The organism is Lentzea nigeriaca (genome assembly GCF_016907955.1).
GTDB lineage: Bacteria > Actinomycetota > Actinomycetes > Mycobacteriales > Pseudonocardiaceae > Lentzea > Lentzea nigeriaca.
In genome coordinates, this window is record NZ_JAFBCX010000002.1 from 220872 (window position 1) to 236418 (window position 15547).

The following is a 15547-nucleotide window of genomic DNA, read 5'->3' on the forward strand; positions in this document are numbered from 1 at the left end:
CGCTGAGCGACCCGCATGCCGCACGGTAGTCCCGCGCGCCAGCTGGCACTCGGGCTTGGTGCTCACCCGGCGGCGCCGGCGTCCAGCCCTTCCACCGCGCGTGGCCAGAGCAGGCGTGGTGGCCGCGTGCGCCTCGAACCTCACACCGCCGTTCGTGTCGGTGTCGGCGGTCGTGGCGCCTGGCGGCCCGTGCGTCGAACGCCTCGCCGGTGCGACCTCGGTCGCCGCGCAGTCCGCCACCGCCTCCACCCGGCTGTCCGCGCCGACCGAGCCCATCTGCGCTGCCACGCCGACCCGGACTCCCCAGGAGGTGGTGGCGTGAAGGCCGAGTGGTCCAAGACCGTCCAGGACCTCCTCATCGGCACCACCAGAGGCGGCGGCTCCCCGACCGCCCTGCTCGCCGACTGCGCCGCCCTGGGCGTGGCCGCGTTCGGCGCGACTCTCCCGCAGGCGGTCACCGGCGAGCCGCTCCCGCAAGCACCGCCAGAGCCCGCGAACCGCCCGCGCCCGGCCGCGCGAGCCGTGCTGGAAGCGATCATGAGCGTCGACGACGAGGTCCTGCTCACCGAGTGGTGCGCCCTCGCCAAGGCCAACAACGTGGTGGCAGAGCACCGCATGCTCCCCGCCCTGCTCGCCCTCGGCACCGCCCGCCCCGGCCTCCGCGCCGCGGTCGTCGAAGTCCTCGGCACCCGCGGCCGCTGGCTCGCGGGCACCCGCGAAGGCTGGTCGTGGGCGTCCGGTGCCGCGCCACTGGTCGACGAGATCCCGCTGGAGGAAGTCCTCGACCTCCCCAGCGCCCAACGGGTCCGGGCGCTGCGCCGCAAGCGCAGGTCCGAACCGGAGGCCACGAGAGCCTTCATCGCCGCGGAGTTCGACAACTCCCGCCGCTCCGCCGACCGCCAGGTCCTGATCAGCGCACTGGAAACGGCGCTGAGCCCCGCCGACGAGGAGCTTCTCGAAGCAGCGCTGGACGACCGGGCCGCCGGCGTCCACGACGAGGCGCTGCGCCTGCTCCGCAAACTCCCGGCGTCAGCCCTCGCGACGAGAGCGGCCGACCGCCTCGGCCGGGGTTTGTGGCTCACCGACGACGGGTTCGACGTCCAGACCGACGAGCTCTGGACCACCCAGGCCGACCTCGACGAGCAGCGCGACCTCATGCGTGACGGCACCGAGAAGGGGGTGGCCGGCCGCATTCGGGCAGCGGCGGCCAGCGTTCCGCCGAGCTACTGGACCTCGCGCCTGCAGACCGACGACAGAGGGGCCGCGCGAGTTCTCCGCCGCGGTCCGTGGGCCGGTGCCCTCCTGCGAGGTGTCGCCGACCAGCTCGCCGCCGCCACCGATCCGCGGCCGTGGGCCGTGGCCGCCGCCGAAACGCTCACCGGCATGGAACAGCTCGAGATGTTGGCCGCACTGCCCGCGAGCGTGGCCGAGCAGGCGGTCGTCGCCGTGTCCGTGAACTGGCATTACGACCTCCTCGACCACGCGTGCGCGCAGCTTCCGGCGCCGTGGTCGGCGGAGACCACTCGCGCCCTCCTGCACCGGTACGCGGCCCTGCCCGATCCGCGGTGGCGGTCGGGCCGGCCACCCGCCGTGCTGCTGGCGCGCGGCGACGCCGACCTGCTGGGCGCCAACTGGGAGGGGCTCACCCGCCGCTGGCCGGAGAACTCGTTGGAGCTGGAGGTGCTGCGTCTGCGCATCCGGTTGCGCGAGTCGTTCGCCCCACCTGCCGACGCCCCTCGGTGACCCGGCAGACTTTCGAACCAAGGCAACGCATCCAGGAGGCCCAGTGACCGCCGTGCTCAGGCCGACGGCCGAACAGCAGTACGCCGCCGAGCTGGCAGCCATCGCGGCTCAGGACGACCGTCAGCGGCCGCCCAACTGGAACCTGTCCCCACAGGCCGTCGTCACCTACGTCCTCGGCGGCACGCTCGCCGACGGCACGGTGATCACGCCGAAGTACGTCGGCGCGCGCCGCCTGGTCGAAGTCGCCGTGGGCACGCTGGTGACCGACCGCGCGCTGCTGCTCGTCGGCGTCCCCGGCACCGCGAAGTCGTGGCTGTCCGAGCATCTCGCCGCGGCCATCAGCGGCGACTCCACGCTCGTCGTGCAGGGCACGGCGGGCACGAGCGAGGATCAGGTCCGCTACGGCTGGAACTACGCCCGGCTGATCGCCGAAGGTCCGAGCGAGCGGGCACTCGTGCCGAGCCCGGTCCTCAAGGCGATGCAGCAGGGTGCGGTCGTCCGGGTCGAGGAGCTGACCCGTATGCCGTCCGAGGTGCAGGACTCGTTCATCACCATCCTGAGCGAGAAGTCGCTGCCGGTCCCGGAGCTCAACACCCAGGTCCAGGCGGTGCCCGGCTTCACGGTGATCGCCACGGCCAACGACCGCGACCGCGGCGTCAACCAGATGTCGTCGGCGCTCGCGCGGCGCTTCAACACCGTCGTGCTGCCGCCGCCCGCGACCGAGGACGCCGAGGTCGAGATCGTCGTGACCCGAGCGCAGCAGCTCGGCAAGGCGCTCCAGCTGCCGGCCGAGCCACCGGCGCTGGACGAGGTGCGCCGCGTCGTGCGGATCTTCCGGGAGCTGCGCAACGGATCCACTGTGGACGGTCGCACGCAGCTGAAGAAGCCGAGCGGCAGCCTGTCCACGGCGGAGGCGATCTCGGTCATCGCCAGCGGAATGGCGCTCGCCGGCCACTTCGGCGACGGCACGCTGGGCGCGGACGAGCTGGCGTCGGGGCTCATCGGGTCGATCATCAAGGACCGCGTGTCGGACGCGACGGTCTGGCAGGAGTACCTGGAGACGGTGCTGAAGGAGCGCGCCGAGTGGCGTGACCTCTACCGGGCCTGCCTGGACGTCAGCGGTGACTGAGCCGGTTCTGCTCGGCATCCGGCACCACGGCCCCGGCTCCGCCCGGATGGTCAAGCGAGCGCTCGAGCAGATCCGGCCGGAACTCGTCCTGATCGAGGGGCCGCCGGAGGCCGACGGTCTCCTCGAGCACGTCCACGCCCTCACGCCACCGGTGGCGATCCTGCTGCACGACGAGGCGGAACCGGAGAACGCCGCCTTCTGGCCGTTCGCGGAGTTCTCCCCGGAATGGCAGGCCCTGCGCCACGCAGCTGAAAACGGCGTCACAGCGCGCTTCTTCGACCTCCCGGCGGCAGCTTCGATCGGCGACGACGGTCCGAGCGGCAACGTCGACCCCATCGGCCTGCTCGCCGAGGCCGCCGGCTTCGACGACCCGGAACGCTGGTGGGAGGACGTCGTCGAGCACAGCGCGAGTGACCCGATCGACCTCGCCGGCGCCATCGCCGAAGCAATGGTGGCCGTGCGCACCGAGTTCGAGTCGGAGGTGGGCGAACGAACGCTGCGCCGAGAAGCGTTCATGCGCCAGACGATCCGCAAGGCGCGCAAGGAAACCGACGGCCCGATCGCGGTCGTCTGCGGCGCGTGGCACGTCCCGGCGCTGCTCGCGAAACCGACGGTCGCCGCCGACACCGCGCTCCTCAAGGGCCTGCGCCGCCGCAAGATCTCCGGCACCTGGGTCCCGTGGAGCCACGGCCAGCTGGCGGCGGAGTCGGGCTACGGAGCCGGTGTCGACTCGCCCGGCTGGTACGCCCACCTCTGGCACCACCAGGCCGACGTGGTCCCGCGCTGGTTCGCGAAAGCCGCGGCCGTCCTGCGAGAGGAAGACCTCCCGGCCTCGACGGCGAGCGCGGTCGAGGCAGTTCGCCTGGCCGAAACCCTTGCGGCACTGCGGGAACGTCCGTCCGCCGGCCTCAGCGAGGTCAACGAGGCAGCGCTGGCGGTGCTCTGCGGCGGCGACGAGATCCCGCTCCAGCTCGTCCACCGCAAGCTCGTCGTCGGCGAGCGCCTCGGCGAGGTGGGCGAGGCGGTCCCGCGGTCCCCGCTCGCCGCAGACCTCCAGCGCCTGCAACGAAAACTCCGCCTCCCCGCGGACGTCCAGCCCAAGCAGCTCAAGCTGGACCTCCGCAAGGACACCGACCGCGAACGCTCGAAACTCCTGCAACGGCTGGAGGTTCTGGGCGTCCCGTGGGGCAAGCCGGACCGCTCCAGCTCGCTGGGCACGTTCGCCGAGGTATGGCAGCTGCGCTGGGATCCGATCTTCGCGGTGTCCGTGGCGGTGGCCGCCCGCCACGGCACCACCGTCCACACGGCAGCGGAGAACGTCCTCACCCAGGCCGCCCAGGACGCCAAGCGGGTGGCCGACGCCGCCACGACCCTGAGCAAGGCGGTCGGCTGCGAACTCCCCACCGCGGTGATCGAGTCCCGCAACGCCCTCGACCGGTGCGCGGCCATGGCCACCGACGCCCTGGAACTCCTCGCCGCGTTGCCGGACCTCGCGAGGACGGTCCGCTACGGCTCGGTCCGCGGCACCGACCCGGAGCTCCTGCGCGTGGCCCTGCACGGCCTCCTCACCCGCGGGGCGGTGGGCCTCCCGCTGGCTTGCCGCAACGTCGACGACGAGACCGCGGAGCACGCGCTCGCCACGATCGACGGCGCCCACGAGGCCACCCGCCTCGCGGCCGACGACGACCACCAGAAGACGTGGTGGCGGGCCCTCCACGCGCTGGTCAAGTCAGAGGCTCACGGCCTCCCGACGGGCAGGGCCACCCGCCTGCTGTGGGAAGCGGGCGAGCTGACCAGCGACGACGTGGCAGCCCGTCTGCACCGCTCGGTCGCCACGGCGTTCGTGGTCGGCTTCCTGCGGGGCTCGGCAACGCTCCTGGCTGCCGATCCCCGCCTGTTCGGCCTCATCGACGAGTGGCTGACGGGCCTGCGCGGCGAGGCGTTCGACGACGCCCTGCCCCTGCTCCGTCGTGCCATCACCGACTTCACGCCCGCCGAGCGGCGCCTGCTCGGCGAACGCGTCATCGCGGGCGAGACAACCGCGCCGGCCGCCGACGACGAGTGGGACACCGAGATCGCCGAACGCCTCGCCGCCCACGTCCGGAGCCTGCTGGCCTGAGTTTGGCGGTCATCGAATCCGCCGATCCCATGCCCGTGACCGCACCGGACGAAGAACGCATCGACGAGTCGCAGCGCCTCATCGACGAGGCCAAGCAGATCGCCCGCGAGCTCCGCGAGGAGGTCCCGGACACCGAGGCAGAGCCCCCGGAAGAGGGCTCGCCCGCCAACTAGTGGTGTGGCGCGGAATGTCGCCGGGGAATTTGCGGTCGGACGGGTGCTGCCAACCGCACGGTTGGCAGCAGTTGGGGTGATCAGCAAACGTTTGCGTCAGCATTTCTCTACCGCGATCTCGGCAGCGACGTGCATGAGCGCGACCATCCGGGCTTTCGGTGACGAGCACCAGACCACCCAGCCCCATGTCCGACTCAACGGAGCACAACCAAGCCGCGACGCTCTACTAGGCCGCCCAGGGGGGCGTGACGCTGGTTCCGTCGGCCAGTGTGCCGATGATCCCCACCGAGGTCGCGACGAGCACCCGAGCGGGCCCGCCGGTCAGCGACAGCTCGGTGTTCGGCTGGACGACGATCACGTCACCGGCATTCGCGGTCTGCCCCTGGATCGTCACCGTCCCGGACAGCACGTAGAAGACCTCCTCCTTCGAAGCGCGGTGTGGCGTCGGATCGCCGCCTTCCGGCACGTCGACGGTCCACAGCGCGATCTCGGTGCTGCCCCGCGACGGCGATGCGAAGGGCCTGAACTCGAATCCGCCGAACTCGAACGGCTCGACGGAATCCCCCGTAACCAGCAAGACAACCTCCATGTAGTCAACTTGGTTGTCTAACCATAGAATGTGGTCAACCAAGTTGTCCAGTAGGGGTGCGCAGATGGAACCGGTGCCGATGCTGCTGGCGATGACGTACCGCGCCATGGGCGACCAGTTCCACGACCGGCTCAGGCAGATCGGCCTGGAACCCCTGAGGCCCGCGCACGGCTACGTCTTCCGGTTCCTCAAAGCCAAGCGAGCCACCACGGTCGACATCGGACAGCACCTCGGCGTCACCAAGCAGGCGGCGGCGAAGATCGTCAACGAGCTGGACGAGTGGGGCTACGTCCTGCGCGAACCGCATCCGACGGACAAGCGCGCCCAGTACGTCACGCTGACGACGAAGGGCCGCGACTACCTGAAGCTCGCGGACAACCTGTGGTCGGACCTCGAGAACGAGATGGCAGAGGCGATCGGCCGGGACACGCTCGACGCGGTCAAGACCGGCCTCGCCGCGTACCTGCGGCACGTCCACGGCGAGGACCAGCCTGGGCTGCGTCCGGCCTGGTGAATCAGAACACCTGCGTCAACGCGATCACCGCGAACACGGCGAAGATCACCCCGGCCACCCGCTGGATCCAGTGCGTCGGCAGGCGCCCCGCGAGCTTCCGTCCCACCAGGACGGCCAGGGCGGCGACGGAGACCAGGGCGAGCCAGGCTCCGAGCCCGACCATCAACGGTGCCCCGTACCGAGCAGTGATCCCGGCGGTGGCGAGCTGCGACGCGTCGCCCCACTCCGCGGCGAACAGCACCCCGAACGACGTCAGCGCCGCCCGCCAGAACGGCACCTCCGACCGCGCCCCGGCCTCGTCCGAGGAGTCGTCGTCACGCGAGAACCCCTCGCGCAACAGCAGGAACGCGCCCACACCGAAGAGCACCGCGACCACACCGGACACCACGCGGTCCGGCAGCAACGTCAGCGCCGACCCGAAGGCCGCCGCCACCACGCTCTGCACGGCAAACGCCGCCACGACGCCCGCGAACACCGGCCAGGCGCGGTAGCGCGTGGTCAGCACCAGGGTCGCGACCATGGTCTTGTCGGGGAGCTCGACGAGGAACACCACCGCGAACGCGGTGATGAACGCGAGCAATGAGGTGGCCAAGAGGTCCTCCACGTCCGATAACGAGCCCGGACGGAGGCGCAACAGACCCCGACCGGGCGTGCTGCAGCCCGGCCGGAGGTCTCGTTCGCCCGTACAAGACGGGTGTGGGACCGGATCTGCTCGAAGGCGGATCAGTATGTCGATCACCACGCCACCGGCTGCGAACTCCGGTGGGAACTACTCCCCTCTGGCGCAACCATCGTAACCGACGCTTGTCACCCGTCCGGGGTGACCTCGCGCACGGGACCTTGGTCCCGAGTCCGGACAGGACCGTCGTACCTGATCGAGGGCATGATCCACACATAGGCTCGTTGACGTGGACGTACTCGAACTCGCGCGGTGGCAGTTCGGCATCACCACCGTCTATCACTTCTTGATGGTGCCGCTGACGATCGGCCTGTCGCTGCTCGTCGCGGCGATGCAGACCGCGTGGGTGCGCACGGGCAACGAGCGCTACTACAAGATGACGAAGTTCTGGGGGAAGCTCCTCCTGATCAACTTCGCCATGGGTGTCGTCACGGGCATCGTGCAGGAGTTCCAGTTCGGCATGGCCTGGAGCGCCTACTCGCGGTTCGTGGGTGACGTGTTCGGTGCCCCGCTCGCGATGGAGGGCCTCGTCGCCTTCTTCGTCGAGTCGACGTTCCTCGGCCTGTGGATCTTCGGCTGGGACAAGCTGCCGAAGAAGGTCCACCTCGCGTGTGCCTGGGCGTTCTCGCTCGCCACGATGGCCAGCGCGTACTTCATCCTCGCCGCCAACTCGTGGATGCAGCACCCGGTCGGCATCGTGCTGGAGGACGGCCGTCCTCGCCTCACTTCGATCTGGGCCGTGCTGACGAACAACACCACGCTCGCCGCCTTCCCGCACACCATCGCGGGTGCGTTCGCGGTCGCCGCCACGTTCCTCGTGGGTATCGGCGCCTGGCACCTGTGGAAGAAGTCGGACGAGGAGGGTGTCTGGCGCAGCTCCCTCAAGCTCGGCACCTGGCTCGGCGTCGTGGCGTTCGCGGTGCTCGCGATCAGCGGTGACGTGCAGGGCAAGCTGATGTTCCAGCAGCAGCCGATGAAGATGGCCGCTGCGGAAGCCCTGTGCCACACCGAGCAGCCCGCCGCGTTCTCGATCTTCGCGATCGGTGACGTCCGCAGGCCCGACTGCGAGAACGTCAAGAGCATCACGGTGCCCGCGCTGCTGAGCTTCCTGGCCAACAACGACTTCACCAGCGAGGTCAAGGGCATCCAGGACCTCGTCCCGCTGTACCAGGAGAAGTACGGCACGAACTACCCGGTCGACGAACGGCTCGGTGAGCTGAGCGGCAAGCCGATCGACTACGTGCCCGCGCTTCCCGTGACGTACTGGGGCTTCCGGTTGATGATCGGCTTCGGGGCGATCTCGGCCGGCCTGGGCCTCGTGATGCTGTGGCTCACGCGTGGTGGCCGCGTTCCGAAGGGAAAGTGGTTCCCGATCACCGCGCTCGCCGGCATCGCGACGCCGTTCCTCGCCAACAGTTTCGGCTGGATCTTCACCGAGATGGGGCGGCAGCCGTTCGTGGTGGTGCCCAACCCGTCCGGTGTGGACGGTGTCTGGATGTTCACCGCGCAGGCGGTCTCGAACAGTGCACCGGGCGAGATCCTCACCTCGCTGATCGCGCTGACGCTGACCTACGGGGCGCTGGCCTGCGTCGAGGTCTACCTGATCCGCAAGTACGTCCGCGGTGGTGTCGCCGGGGTCATCCCCGCGAAAACCGACGACGGCGCGCTGGCGTTCGCGTACTAGGGGAGAAGCTGTGGAAACGCTCTGGTTCTGCGTGATCGCCCTGCTGTGGCTGGGCTACCTGTTCCTCGAAGGCTTCGACTTCGGCGTCGGCATGCTGCTGCCCTTCCTCGGGCGCGACAACACCGAACGCCGGGTCATGATCAACACCATCGGGCCGGTGTGGGACGGCAACGAGGTGTGGCTCCTCGTCGCGGGCGGTGCCACGTTCGCGGCGTTCCCCGGCTGGTATGCGGCGCTCTTCAGTGCCGCGTACCTGCCGCTGACTTTGTTCCTGCTCGCGCTGATCGGCCGCGGTGTCGCGTTCGAGTACCGCGGCAAGGTGGACTCGGAACGCTGGCGCAAGGTCTGGGACGTCGTCATCTTCGTCGGCTCGTGGGTGGCGGCGCTCGGTGTCGGCCTGGTCATCTCGACGACCGTGATCGGGCTGCCGATCGACGCCGCCGGTGACCGGGTGGGCTCTCCGTTCGCGGCGATCCGGCCGGAGACGCTGCTCGGTGCGTTGGCGATCGCGGGCTATGCACTGGTGCACGGCGCGATCTTCGTGTCACTCAAGACCGAGGGCGAGATCCGCGAGCGGGCGCGGCGGATGGCGTTGACGATGGCGCCGGTCGCGTTGCTGCCGCTGGTGGGGTTGCTGCTCTACGTCGCCGGGTTCTGGGCGCTGCCGGTGCTGCTGTTCGCGGGGCTCGCGTTGTGGCGGCTCTGGGCAGGCCGCGAAGGACAGGCGTTCGCGTTCATGGGGCTCGCGGTCGCGGCGACCGTCACCGTGCTGTTCGCCTCGCTCTACCCGAACGTCCTGCCGTCCACTTTGGACCCGGCGTATTCGCTCACCGTCGCCGGTGCGGCGTCGAGCCCGTACACGCTGACCGTCATGACGTGGGTGGCGGCGTTCGGCACGCCCGCGGTGCTCGTCTACCAGGGTTGGACCTACTGGGTGTTCCGCAAGCGCATCGGCGTGCGGCACATCCCGGTGCACTGAGATGCGAGGCCCGCTGGGGGCACTTCCCCAGCTCTCGAAGAACGCCAGGCGCGCCCTCGTCGGGGTGGGCGCGCTGGCGTTCCTCAACGCCCTCGCGCTGGTCGCCCAGGCGGTCGCGCTGGCCGGTGTGATCACCGGCGACACCGGTCTGCTGCCTCTCCTCGCCGTCGCGGTGATCGCCCATGCCGGTCTCTCGTGGGCCACGGAGTCGGCAGCCGCCCGAGCCGCCGCCGGTGCCAAGGAGGAGCTGCGCACGCAGCTGCTCGCCAAGTCGTTCGAGCGCGGTCCCGGCTGGATCGCCGAACGCGGCACGGCCGAGCTGTCGGTGCTCGCGACCAAGGGGCTGGACGCGCTCGACGCGTACTTCACCCGCTACCTTCCCGCGCTGGTCACCGCCGTGGTCGTGCCGCCGCTGGTCGGCGCGTGGATCCTCTTCACCGACTGGCCGTCGGCGATCCTGATCGCGATCACCGTGCCGCTGATCCCGGTCTTCGCCGCGTTGATCGGCTGGTACACCGAGAAGCGCGTCAAGAAGGCCGCCGACGTCACCGAGCTGCTGTCGGCCCAGCTCCTCGAACTGCTCCGCGCGCTCCCGGTCCTGACGGTGTTCGGTCGCGCCAAGCAACAGGCCACCGCCGTCCGCCAGATCGGCGAACAGCACCGCAAGGCCACGATGGGCACGCTCAAGATCGCGTTCCTGAGCGCCCTGGTCCTGGAGATCGCCGCGTCGCTCTCGGTCGCGCTGATCGCCGTGGGCATCGGCATCCGCCTGGTGAACGGCGACCTGACCCTGATGACCGCCTTGGTAGTCCTGATCCTCGCCCCGGAGTGCTACCTCCCCCTCCGCGCCGCCGGAGCCGCCCACCACGCCAGCGAAGACGGCCTGGAAGCCGTCCGCCGAGTAGCCGAAGTGGTTGCCGGACGGGACGCGGGGCCCCCGCGTACGCCAGGAGAGTACGAAAGCTCCCCGCGTACTCTCAGTGGCCGGGTATTTGTCGACAATTTGAGGGTGTTGCGGCGTGGGGGGTTCGCGCCGGACGGGGTCAGCTTTGATGTCCGGCCGGGAGAGATCTATCGGCTGGAAGGGGCCAGCGGGGCGGGGAAGTCGACCACGTTCCAGGTGTTGCTCGGGTTTCTGGAGCCGACGGACGGCACGGCGTTCGTGGCCGGGGACATCGCCTATGTGCCGCAGAAGCCCGCGTTCGCCGCTGCCACCCCACGCGCTGAGTTGGAGTTGACGGTTCCTGAAGCCGACGACATCGAGGAAGTTGCGCGTGAGGTCGTGGCTGAGCATCTGCTCGACCGCCGGATCACGGATCTTTCGACCGGTGAACGTCAGCGCGTCGCAGTCGCGCGCGCCCTGCTGAGGGTTCGCCACGGCGCCACGGTGCTGCTGCTCGACGAACCGACCGCGCACCTCGACCCGGTGACAAGTCGCAAAGTCGACAAAGCGATCAAGAGAGCAAGCGCCACGGCCGCCGTCGTCCTCGCCTCGCACCGCGACAAGGCGTCGGACGATGAGGAGACGATCGCCAAGGTCGTCACCGAGGAGACGCAGCAGGAACGTCCGAAGCGGCTCCCGATCCCGTGGAAGGGCGCCGGGCTCGGCGTGCTCGCGACGCTGGCCGGCATCGCGCTGACCGCACTGGCCGCGCACCTGATCTTCCGCGCCTCGGAGCAGCCGCCGATCCTCACACTGACCGTGCTGGTCGTGGGTGTGCGGACGTTCGCGCTGAGCAAGGGCGTGCTGCGCTACTTCGAACGCCTGGTCACGCACCACGAGGCGTTCAAGCTCGCGACCGACCTGCGGGCCGAGCTGTGGCTGCGGCTCGTTCGCACCCAGCGCCGTGACGGCCTGCAGCGGCTCGTCGAGGACACCGACACCGTGCGCGACCTGGTGCCGCGCGTCCTCGTGCCGCCGGTCGTGGCCGTCGGCGCGGGCATCGCGACCACGATCCTGTTCGCGTTCATCGACCCGGCCGCGGCCCTGACCCTGGGAGGTCTGCTGCTCGCGGCAGGCCTGGCCGCCCCGGCCGTCGCCGTCTGGACCGAGCGCCGGGCCAGCACGAAGCTCGCTCGCGGCCGCCGGAAGGTCGCCCGCGACACGATCAACGCTCTCGCGGCCGCACCGGACCTCATCGCGCACGACGCCCACCACCGTCTGTTGGAGCAGCTCCACGCCGAGGACGTCGAACTCGCCGCGGAGACGCGCAAGCAAGCGTTTGGCACGGGCGCTGCCACGGCGATCGTGCAGCTCGCGACCGGTCTGGCCGCCTTGATCTGCGCCACGACCGGCAACCCCGTGCTGGGCCTGGTCCCGCTCGCGCTCGCCGAACCGCTCGCCGCGCTGCCGTTGGCGGCTCAGCAGCGGAAGGCGTTGCGGGAGGCCGGCGCGCGGCTGCAGTTCGACGCTCCGGAACGACCGGAAGCGCCGCGGGGCAGGCGGATCCGGCTGGACAACGTCGACGTCCGCTGGCCGGGTGCGACCGAGCCGACGCTGCGCGACCTCCACCTCAACATCGAGCCGGGGACGCACGTGGCGATCGTCGGACCGTCGGGCAGCGGCAAGTCGACGCTGTTCGCGCTGCTGCTGGGATTCCTGCAGCCGGAGCGCGGCATCGCCGAACTGCCGCGCGCGACCTGGTGCCCGCAGGAGCCGATGCTGGTCAGCACGACCGTCCGGGAGAACCTGCGCATGTCGGGCCCGCACGCCGACGAGGAGCTCAAGGACGCGTTGCGCAAGGCCTGCCTGCCGGAGTGGGTGGACCGGCTCGACACCGTGATCCGCCCCGACCAGGTGTCGGGCGGCGAGGCGCAAAGGCTTGCGCTGGCCAGGGCGTTGCTGCACGACGCCGACGTGGTGCTGCTCGACGAGCCCACCGCCCACCTCGACGAACCGACCGCGCGGAAGCTGTTGGACGAGCTCCGCGCCGACCACCGGACGATCTTGCACATCACCCACCGCCCGGACGAGGCGGCGAGGGCGGACCTGGTGCTGGACCTCGGCACGCCCGCATACCGTTGAGGACCATGGACCCCTCCCTGGCGCGGCGCGTGCTCGTCGCGTCCACCGAGATCACGTCGGCGGCGCTGGAAGACCCGGAGAACGTGCTGAGGCTCGTGGTGGAGGCGGCCGCGGAGATCGCGGACGCCGACCTCGGGCTCGCCATGCTCGCCACGGCCGACGACGGCACGCTCACCGTCGAGGCGTCCAGCGGCGAACCGATCGCCGCCGCGCTGAGCCCGCGCAGTGCCGCCGCGAAGGCAGCGCGCACGGGCGTCCCGGTGATGGCCGACGACGTGACGAGCGACCCGCGCACCGCTCCGTACGTGCCGCAGGCGTTGCGGAGCTACGGGCCGTTCGCGGTGGCGCCGTTCGGCACGTCGGACCGCAAGATCGGCGCCCTGGCGGTTTATCGCCGTAGAGACAAACCGCCGTTCACGCAGGAGACCGTGGACGTGCTGACGGCGTTCGCCGCCCAGGCCGGGCTCGCGGTCGTGCTCGCGGAGGGCTTCACGGCACGGCAGCGCGTCGCCGTCTACGAGGAGCGCGAACGCATCGCCCGCGACCTGCACGACGTGATCATCCAGCGGCTCTACGGCGCCGGCGTGCAGCTCAGCCTGCTGGAACGGCGTCTGGGCAAGAAGCTCGACGCCTCCCAGCGCGCCAGGATCGACGAGGCCGTCGAGCTGGTCGACGAGACGATCGCCGAGGTCCGCGCGACCGTCCGCAAGCTGCGCAACACCGACCCCGCCGACTCGGCCGACCTGCTCGACTCGATCAACGCCGAGGTCCGCACGGCAGGCGAGCTGCTCGGATTTTCGCCGCGCCTGCACGTGGCGGGTGATCTGGCGGACGTGCCGCGCAAGCATGCCGACGACGCGCGGGCGGCGTTGCGCGAGGCGTTGTCCAACGTCGTGCGGCACTCAGGAGCGACGAACGTGCAGATCGACGTACGGCGCGATGAGAAGCATCTGCTGCTGCGCGTCGCGGACAACGGGTGTGGCATCCCGTCCGGCGTCACTCAGCGCGGATTGCGGCATCTCGCCGAACGGGCGAAGTCCGCGAGTGGCGATTTCCGGGTCGTGAGTTCGCCGAACGGGACGACACTCACCTGGTCCGTCCCCGTTTAGCCACCCATGCGGCGGCTTGCGTCCTGCGTTCCATGCCGAGTTTGGCGAGTACGGACGTCACGTAGTTCTTCACGGTCTTCTCCGCGAGGAAGAGCCGTTCACCGATTTGGCGGTTTGTCAGACCCTCACCGATGAGCTCCAGTACCCGCTGTTCCTGATCGGTGAGGCCGACCGGGGCCGGATTGCGCATCCGTTCGAGCACGCGTGCCGTCGTCGCGGGGTCCAGAAGGGACCGTCCAGCCGCGACCTCGCGCACGGCCGTGACGACGTCCTGACCGCGAACCTGCTTGAGCAGATAGCCGGACGCACCGGCCATGATGGCCCCGATCAGCGCTTCCTCGTCGTCAAACGCGGTCAGCACGAGACAGCGGATGCCCAGGTCACGCAACGATCGGCAGAGGTCCACACCACTGCCGTCGGGGAGCTGAACGTCCACGACGGCCACATCGGGCTGCGTCTTCTGGGCGCGCGTTACCGCCTCGTCGACCGAGCCGGCTTCGGAGATGACCGAGATGTCCGTCTCGTCGTCGAGCATCTCGCGCAGTCCTCTGCGCACAACTTCGTGATCGTCAACCAACAAAACTCGCACTGGCACGAATCCACCGTACGTCGAATGGCTGTTCCTGAGCGTGACTCGTATTGGCACAGTTCTTGTCATGGCAGAAGGCTCGGTACGACCGATCGAGGAAGCTGATCGCATAGTTGTTGCCCGATTGGTACTCGAGCTATGGGGAGCGCACACAGCTGTCGCGCACGGCGAGGTGTTCTTCCCCGCCAGTCTGCCGGGCTTCCTCGTGGAGAAGCAGGGCCACGTCCTCGGTCTGCTGACCTATGCGGTGGCGAACCACCAGCTCGAGATCGTCACGATCGACGCGCTGCGGCGGGGCCGCGGCGTCGGCACCGCGCTGGTCGACGCCGCGGTTCGCCAGGCACGCACGCTCGGCTGCAGCCGGGTGCGTCTGACGACGACCAACGACAACCTCGACGCGTTGCGCTTCTACCAGCGCCGTGGCTTCAAGCTGGCGGCGTTGAGACCGGACGCGGTGCGCGAGGCCAGGAAGTTGAAACCCGAGATCCCTGCGGTTGGGGACTACGGCATCCCCATCACAGACGAGGTTGACCTGGAACGATGGGTCGCACCTCGCCAGTAGTCCACAGGTGTCCACAACCTTGTCCACAGGGTTGTGCACAGGTTTCTACACATGCAGCGGGTTGAACGCCTCGTCCCACGCGGTCGCGACCTGATGCGCGCACGTGGACGGCGCGACGCCTCCCACCCCGGTGCCGAGCCCCGGCATCGCGATGGTGCGGACGGCGTCGCGCACCGGCGTGCCGTCCTCCAGACGCCCCTCGAGCCAGAGCCTCAGCACCGCTCGCGCGGCCAGGTAGGGGTGGACCGTGTCGACCGGCAGCCGCTCGCCTGGCCGCCGCATGGTCGGCGCGCTGATGAGCCACGCCGGCTCGGTCTCGCCCGTCGCCACGATCTGCGCCTCGCCCACGGGGAGCTCACCGCCGTGCAGCGCGAGTACCGCACTGCGGACGTTGTTCTCGACCAGCGGGAACGCCGTGGCGTAGACGGCGTCGATGCCCCCGCGCATCCAGCCCTGCGAGTTGGCGGGACTGACGATGGCCTGGGCGTTGATGTCCAGCACGGACCCGCGATGCACCCGCACGCCGAGGCGTCCGGCCGCGACGGCGAGCCAAGCGTTCGCCATCGGTTCGTCGACCGCGCACAACACGAGTTCAGGCGCTAGAGCGGGCACGCCCCAAGCATTCCAGTTCGAACGGTCCTGACGGAACCCAG

General features: G+C 70.0%; 15 protein-coding genes. 11 read left to right on the forward strand and 4 right to left on the reverse strand.

The genetic code is table 11. From position 1 onward, the window contains the following. Positions 1 to 100 precede the first annotated feature (100 nt). Genes JOD27_RS07355 through JOD27_RS07375 form a run of 5 tightly spaced genes read left to right on the forward strand, consistent with a single transcriptional unit; the run spans position 101 to position 5164 of the window. A complete protein-coding gene (locus JOD27_RS07355; RefSeq protein ID WP_204761371.1) occupies positions 101 to 322 on the forward strand; it encodes a hypothetical protein in 222 nt (73 codons plus the stop codon). Further along, positions 319 to 1743: a DUF5691 domain-containing protein gene (locus tag JOD27_RS07360; protein WP_204761372.1), complete on the forward strand. Its 1425-nt coding sequence runs from the start codon at positions 319 to 321 to the stop codon at positions 1741 to 1743. Before JOD27_RS07355 ends, JOD27_RS07360 begins: the two co-directional genes overlap by 4 nt. A gap of 43 nt (positions 1744 to 1786) precedes the next feature. After that, complete coding sequence (locus JOD27_RS07365) at positions 1787 to 2872, forward strand: ATP-binding protein (RefSeq protein WP_204761373.1); 1086 nt, start codon at positions 1787 to 1789, stop codon at positions 2870 to 2872. Then, positions 2865 to 4991, forward strand: coding sequence for a DUF5682 family protein (locus tag JOD27_RS07370; protein ID WP_204761374.1), 2127 nt, complete (start codon positions 2865 to 2867; stop codon positions 4989 to 4991). The genes JOD27_RS07365 and JOD27_RS07370 overlap by 8 nt, the downstream gene beginning before the upstream one ends. Positions 4992 to 5026: 35 nt before the next feature. Further along, positions 5027 to 5164 (forward strand): hypothetical protein, encoded by a 138-nt coding sequence (locus tag JOD27_RS07375; protein ID WP_204761375.1) that lies wholly within the window; start codon positions 5027 to 5029, stop codon positions 5162 to 5164. A gap of 226 nt (positions 5165 to 5390) precedes the next feature. Here JOD27_RS07375 and JOD27_RS07380 read toward each other — a convergent pair whose 3' ends face one another. Next, complete coding sequence (locus tag JOD27_RS07380) at positions 5391 to 5753, reverse strand: cupin domain-containing protein (protein ID WP_204761376.1); 363 nt, start codon at positions 5751 to 5753, stop codon at positions 5391 to 5393. A 64-nt stretch (positions 5754 to 5817) separates the two neighbouring features. On the opposite strand from JOD27_RS07380, the gene JOD27_RS07385 reads away from it, so the two are divergent. Beyond that, positions 5818 to 6267, forward strand: coding sequence for a MarR family winged helix-turn-helix transcriptional regulator (locus JOD27_RS07385; protein WP_239566648.1), 450 nt, complete (start codon positions 5818 to 5820; stop codon positions 6265 to 6267). A 1-nt stretch (position 6268) separates the two neighbouring features. On the opposite strand, the gene JOD27_RS07390 is transcribed toward JOD27_RS07385, so the two are convergent. Then, positions 6269 to 6859 carry a TMEM165/GDT1 family protein gene (locus JOD27_RS07390; RefSeq protein ID WP_372441673.1) on the reverse strand — a complete coding sequence of 197 codons (591 nt, stop codon included), beginning with the start codon at positions 6857 to 6859 and terminating at the stop codon, positions 6269 to 6271. A 316-nt stretch (positions 6860 to 7175) separates the two neighbouring features. Between JOD27_RS07390 and JOD27_RS07395 the strand changes: the two genes are divergently transcribed. Genes JOD27_RS07395 through JOD27_RS07410 form a run of 4 tightly spaced genes read left to right on the forward strand, consistent with a single transcriptional unit; the run spans position 7176 to position 13743 of the window. After that, positions 7176 to 8630 (forward strand): cytochrome ubiquinol oxidase subunit I, encoded by a 1455-nt coding sequence (locus tag JOD27_RS07395; protein ID WP_204761378.1) that lies wholly within the window; start codon positions 7176 to 7178, stop codon positions 8628 to 8630. A 10-nt stretch (positions 8631 to 8640) separates the two neighbouring features. Continuing rightward, entirely contained in the window at positions 8641 to 9609 is a 969-nt protein-coding gene (cydB, locus tag JOD27_RS07400) for a cytochrome d ubiquinol oxidase subunit II (RefSeq protein ID WP_204761379.1), read from the forward strand. A 1-nt stretch (position 9610) separates the two neighbouring features. Next, the gene (gene cydD / locus JOD27_RS07405) at positions 9611 to 12634 is read left to right on the forward strand and encodes a thiol reductant ABC exporter subunit CydD (protein ID WP_204761380.1); all 3024 of its coding nucleotides are present in this window, start codon (positions 9611 to 9613) and stop codon (positions 12632 to 12634) included. 5 nt (positions 12635 to 12639) lie between these two features. Further along, a complete protein-coding gene (locus JOD27_RS07410) occupies positions 12640 to 13743 on the forward strand; it encodes a GAF domain-containing sensor histidine kinase (protein WP_204761381.1) in 1104 nt (367 codons plus the stop codon). On the opposite strand, the gene JOD27_RS07415 is transcribed toward JOD27_RS07410, so the two are convergent. After that, positions 13721 to 14338, reverse strand: a complete 618-nt coding sequence (locus tag JOD27_RS07415; RefSeq protein WP_307829978.1) for a response regulator — start codon at positions 14336 to 14338, stop codon at positions 13721 to 13723. The genes JOD27_RS07410 and JOD27_RS07415 overlap by 23 nt on opposite strands. 118 nt (positions 14339 to 14456) lie before the next feature. Here JOD27_RS07415 and JOD27_RS07420 point away from each other — a divergent pair, with 118 nt between their 5' ends. Continuing rightward, positions 14457 to 14894, forward strand: a complete 438-nt coding sequence (locus tag JOD27_RS07420; RefSeq protein WP_229812279.1) for a GNAT family N-acetyltransferase — start codon at positions 14457 to 14459, stop codon at positions 14892 to 14894. Between the two features lie 45 nt (positions 14895 to 14939). On the opposite strand, the gene JOD27_RS07425 is transcribed toward JOD27_RS07420, so the two are convergent. Then, positions 14940 to 15458 carry a macro domain-containing protein gene (locus JOD27_RS07425; RefSeq protein WP_204762021.1) on the reverse strand — a complete coding sequence of 173 codons (519 nt, stop codon included), beginning with the start codon at positions 15456 to 15458 and terminating at the stop codon, positions 14940 to 14942. Positions 15459 to 15547 lie beyond the last annotated feature (89 nt).

Excerpts from the sequence above, each read along its gene's own strand:
- JOD27_RS07410 (WP_204761381.1), top strand. The coding sequence starts at position 12,640 with ATGGACCCCTCCCTGGCGCGGCGCGTGCTCGTCGCGTCCACCGAGATC.
- JOD27_RS07425 (WP_204762021.1), bottom strand. The coding sequence starts at position 15,458 with ATGGCGAACGCTTGGCTCGCCGTCGCGGCCGGACGCCTCGGCGTGCGG.
- cydD (WP_204761380.1), top strand. The coding sequence starts at position 9,611 with ATGCGAGGCCCGCTGGGGGCACTTCCCCAGCTCTCGAAGAACGCCAGG.
- JOD27_RS07380 (WP_204761376.1), bottom strand. The coding sequence starts at position 5,753 with ATGGAGGTTGTCTTGCTGGTTACGGGGGATTCCGTCGAGCCGTTCGAG.
- JOD27_RS07385 (WP_239566648.1), top strand. The coding sequence starts at position 5,818 with ATGGAACCGGTGCCGATGCTGCTGGCGATGACGTACCGCGCCATGGGC.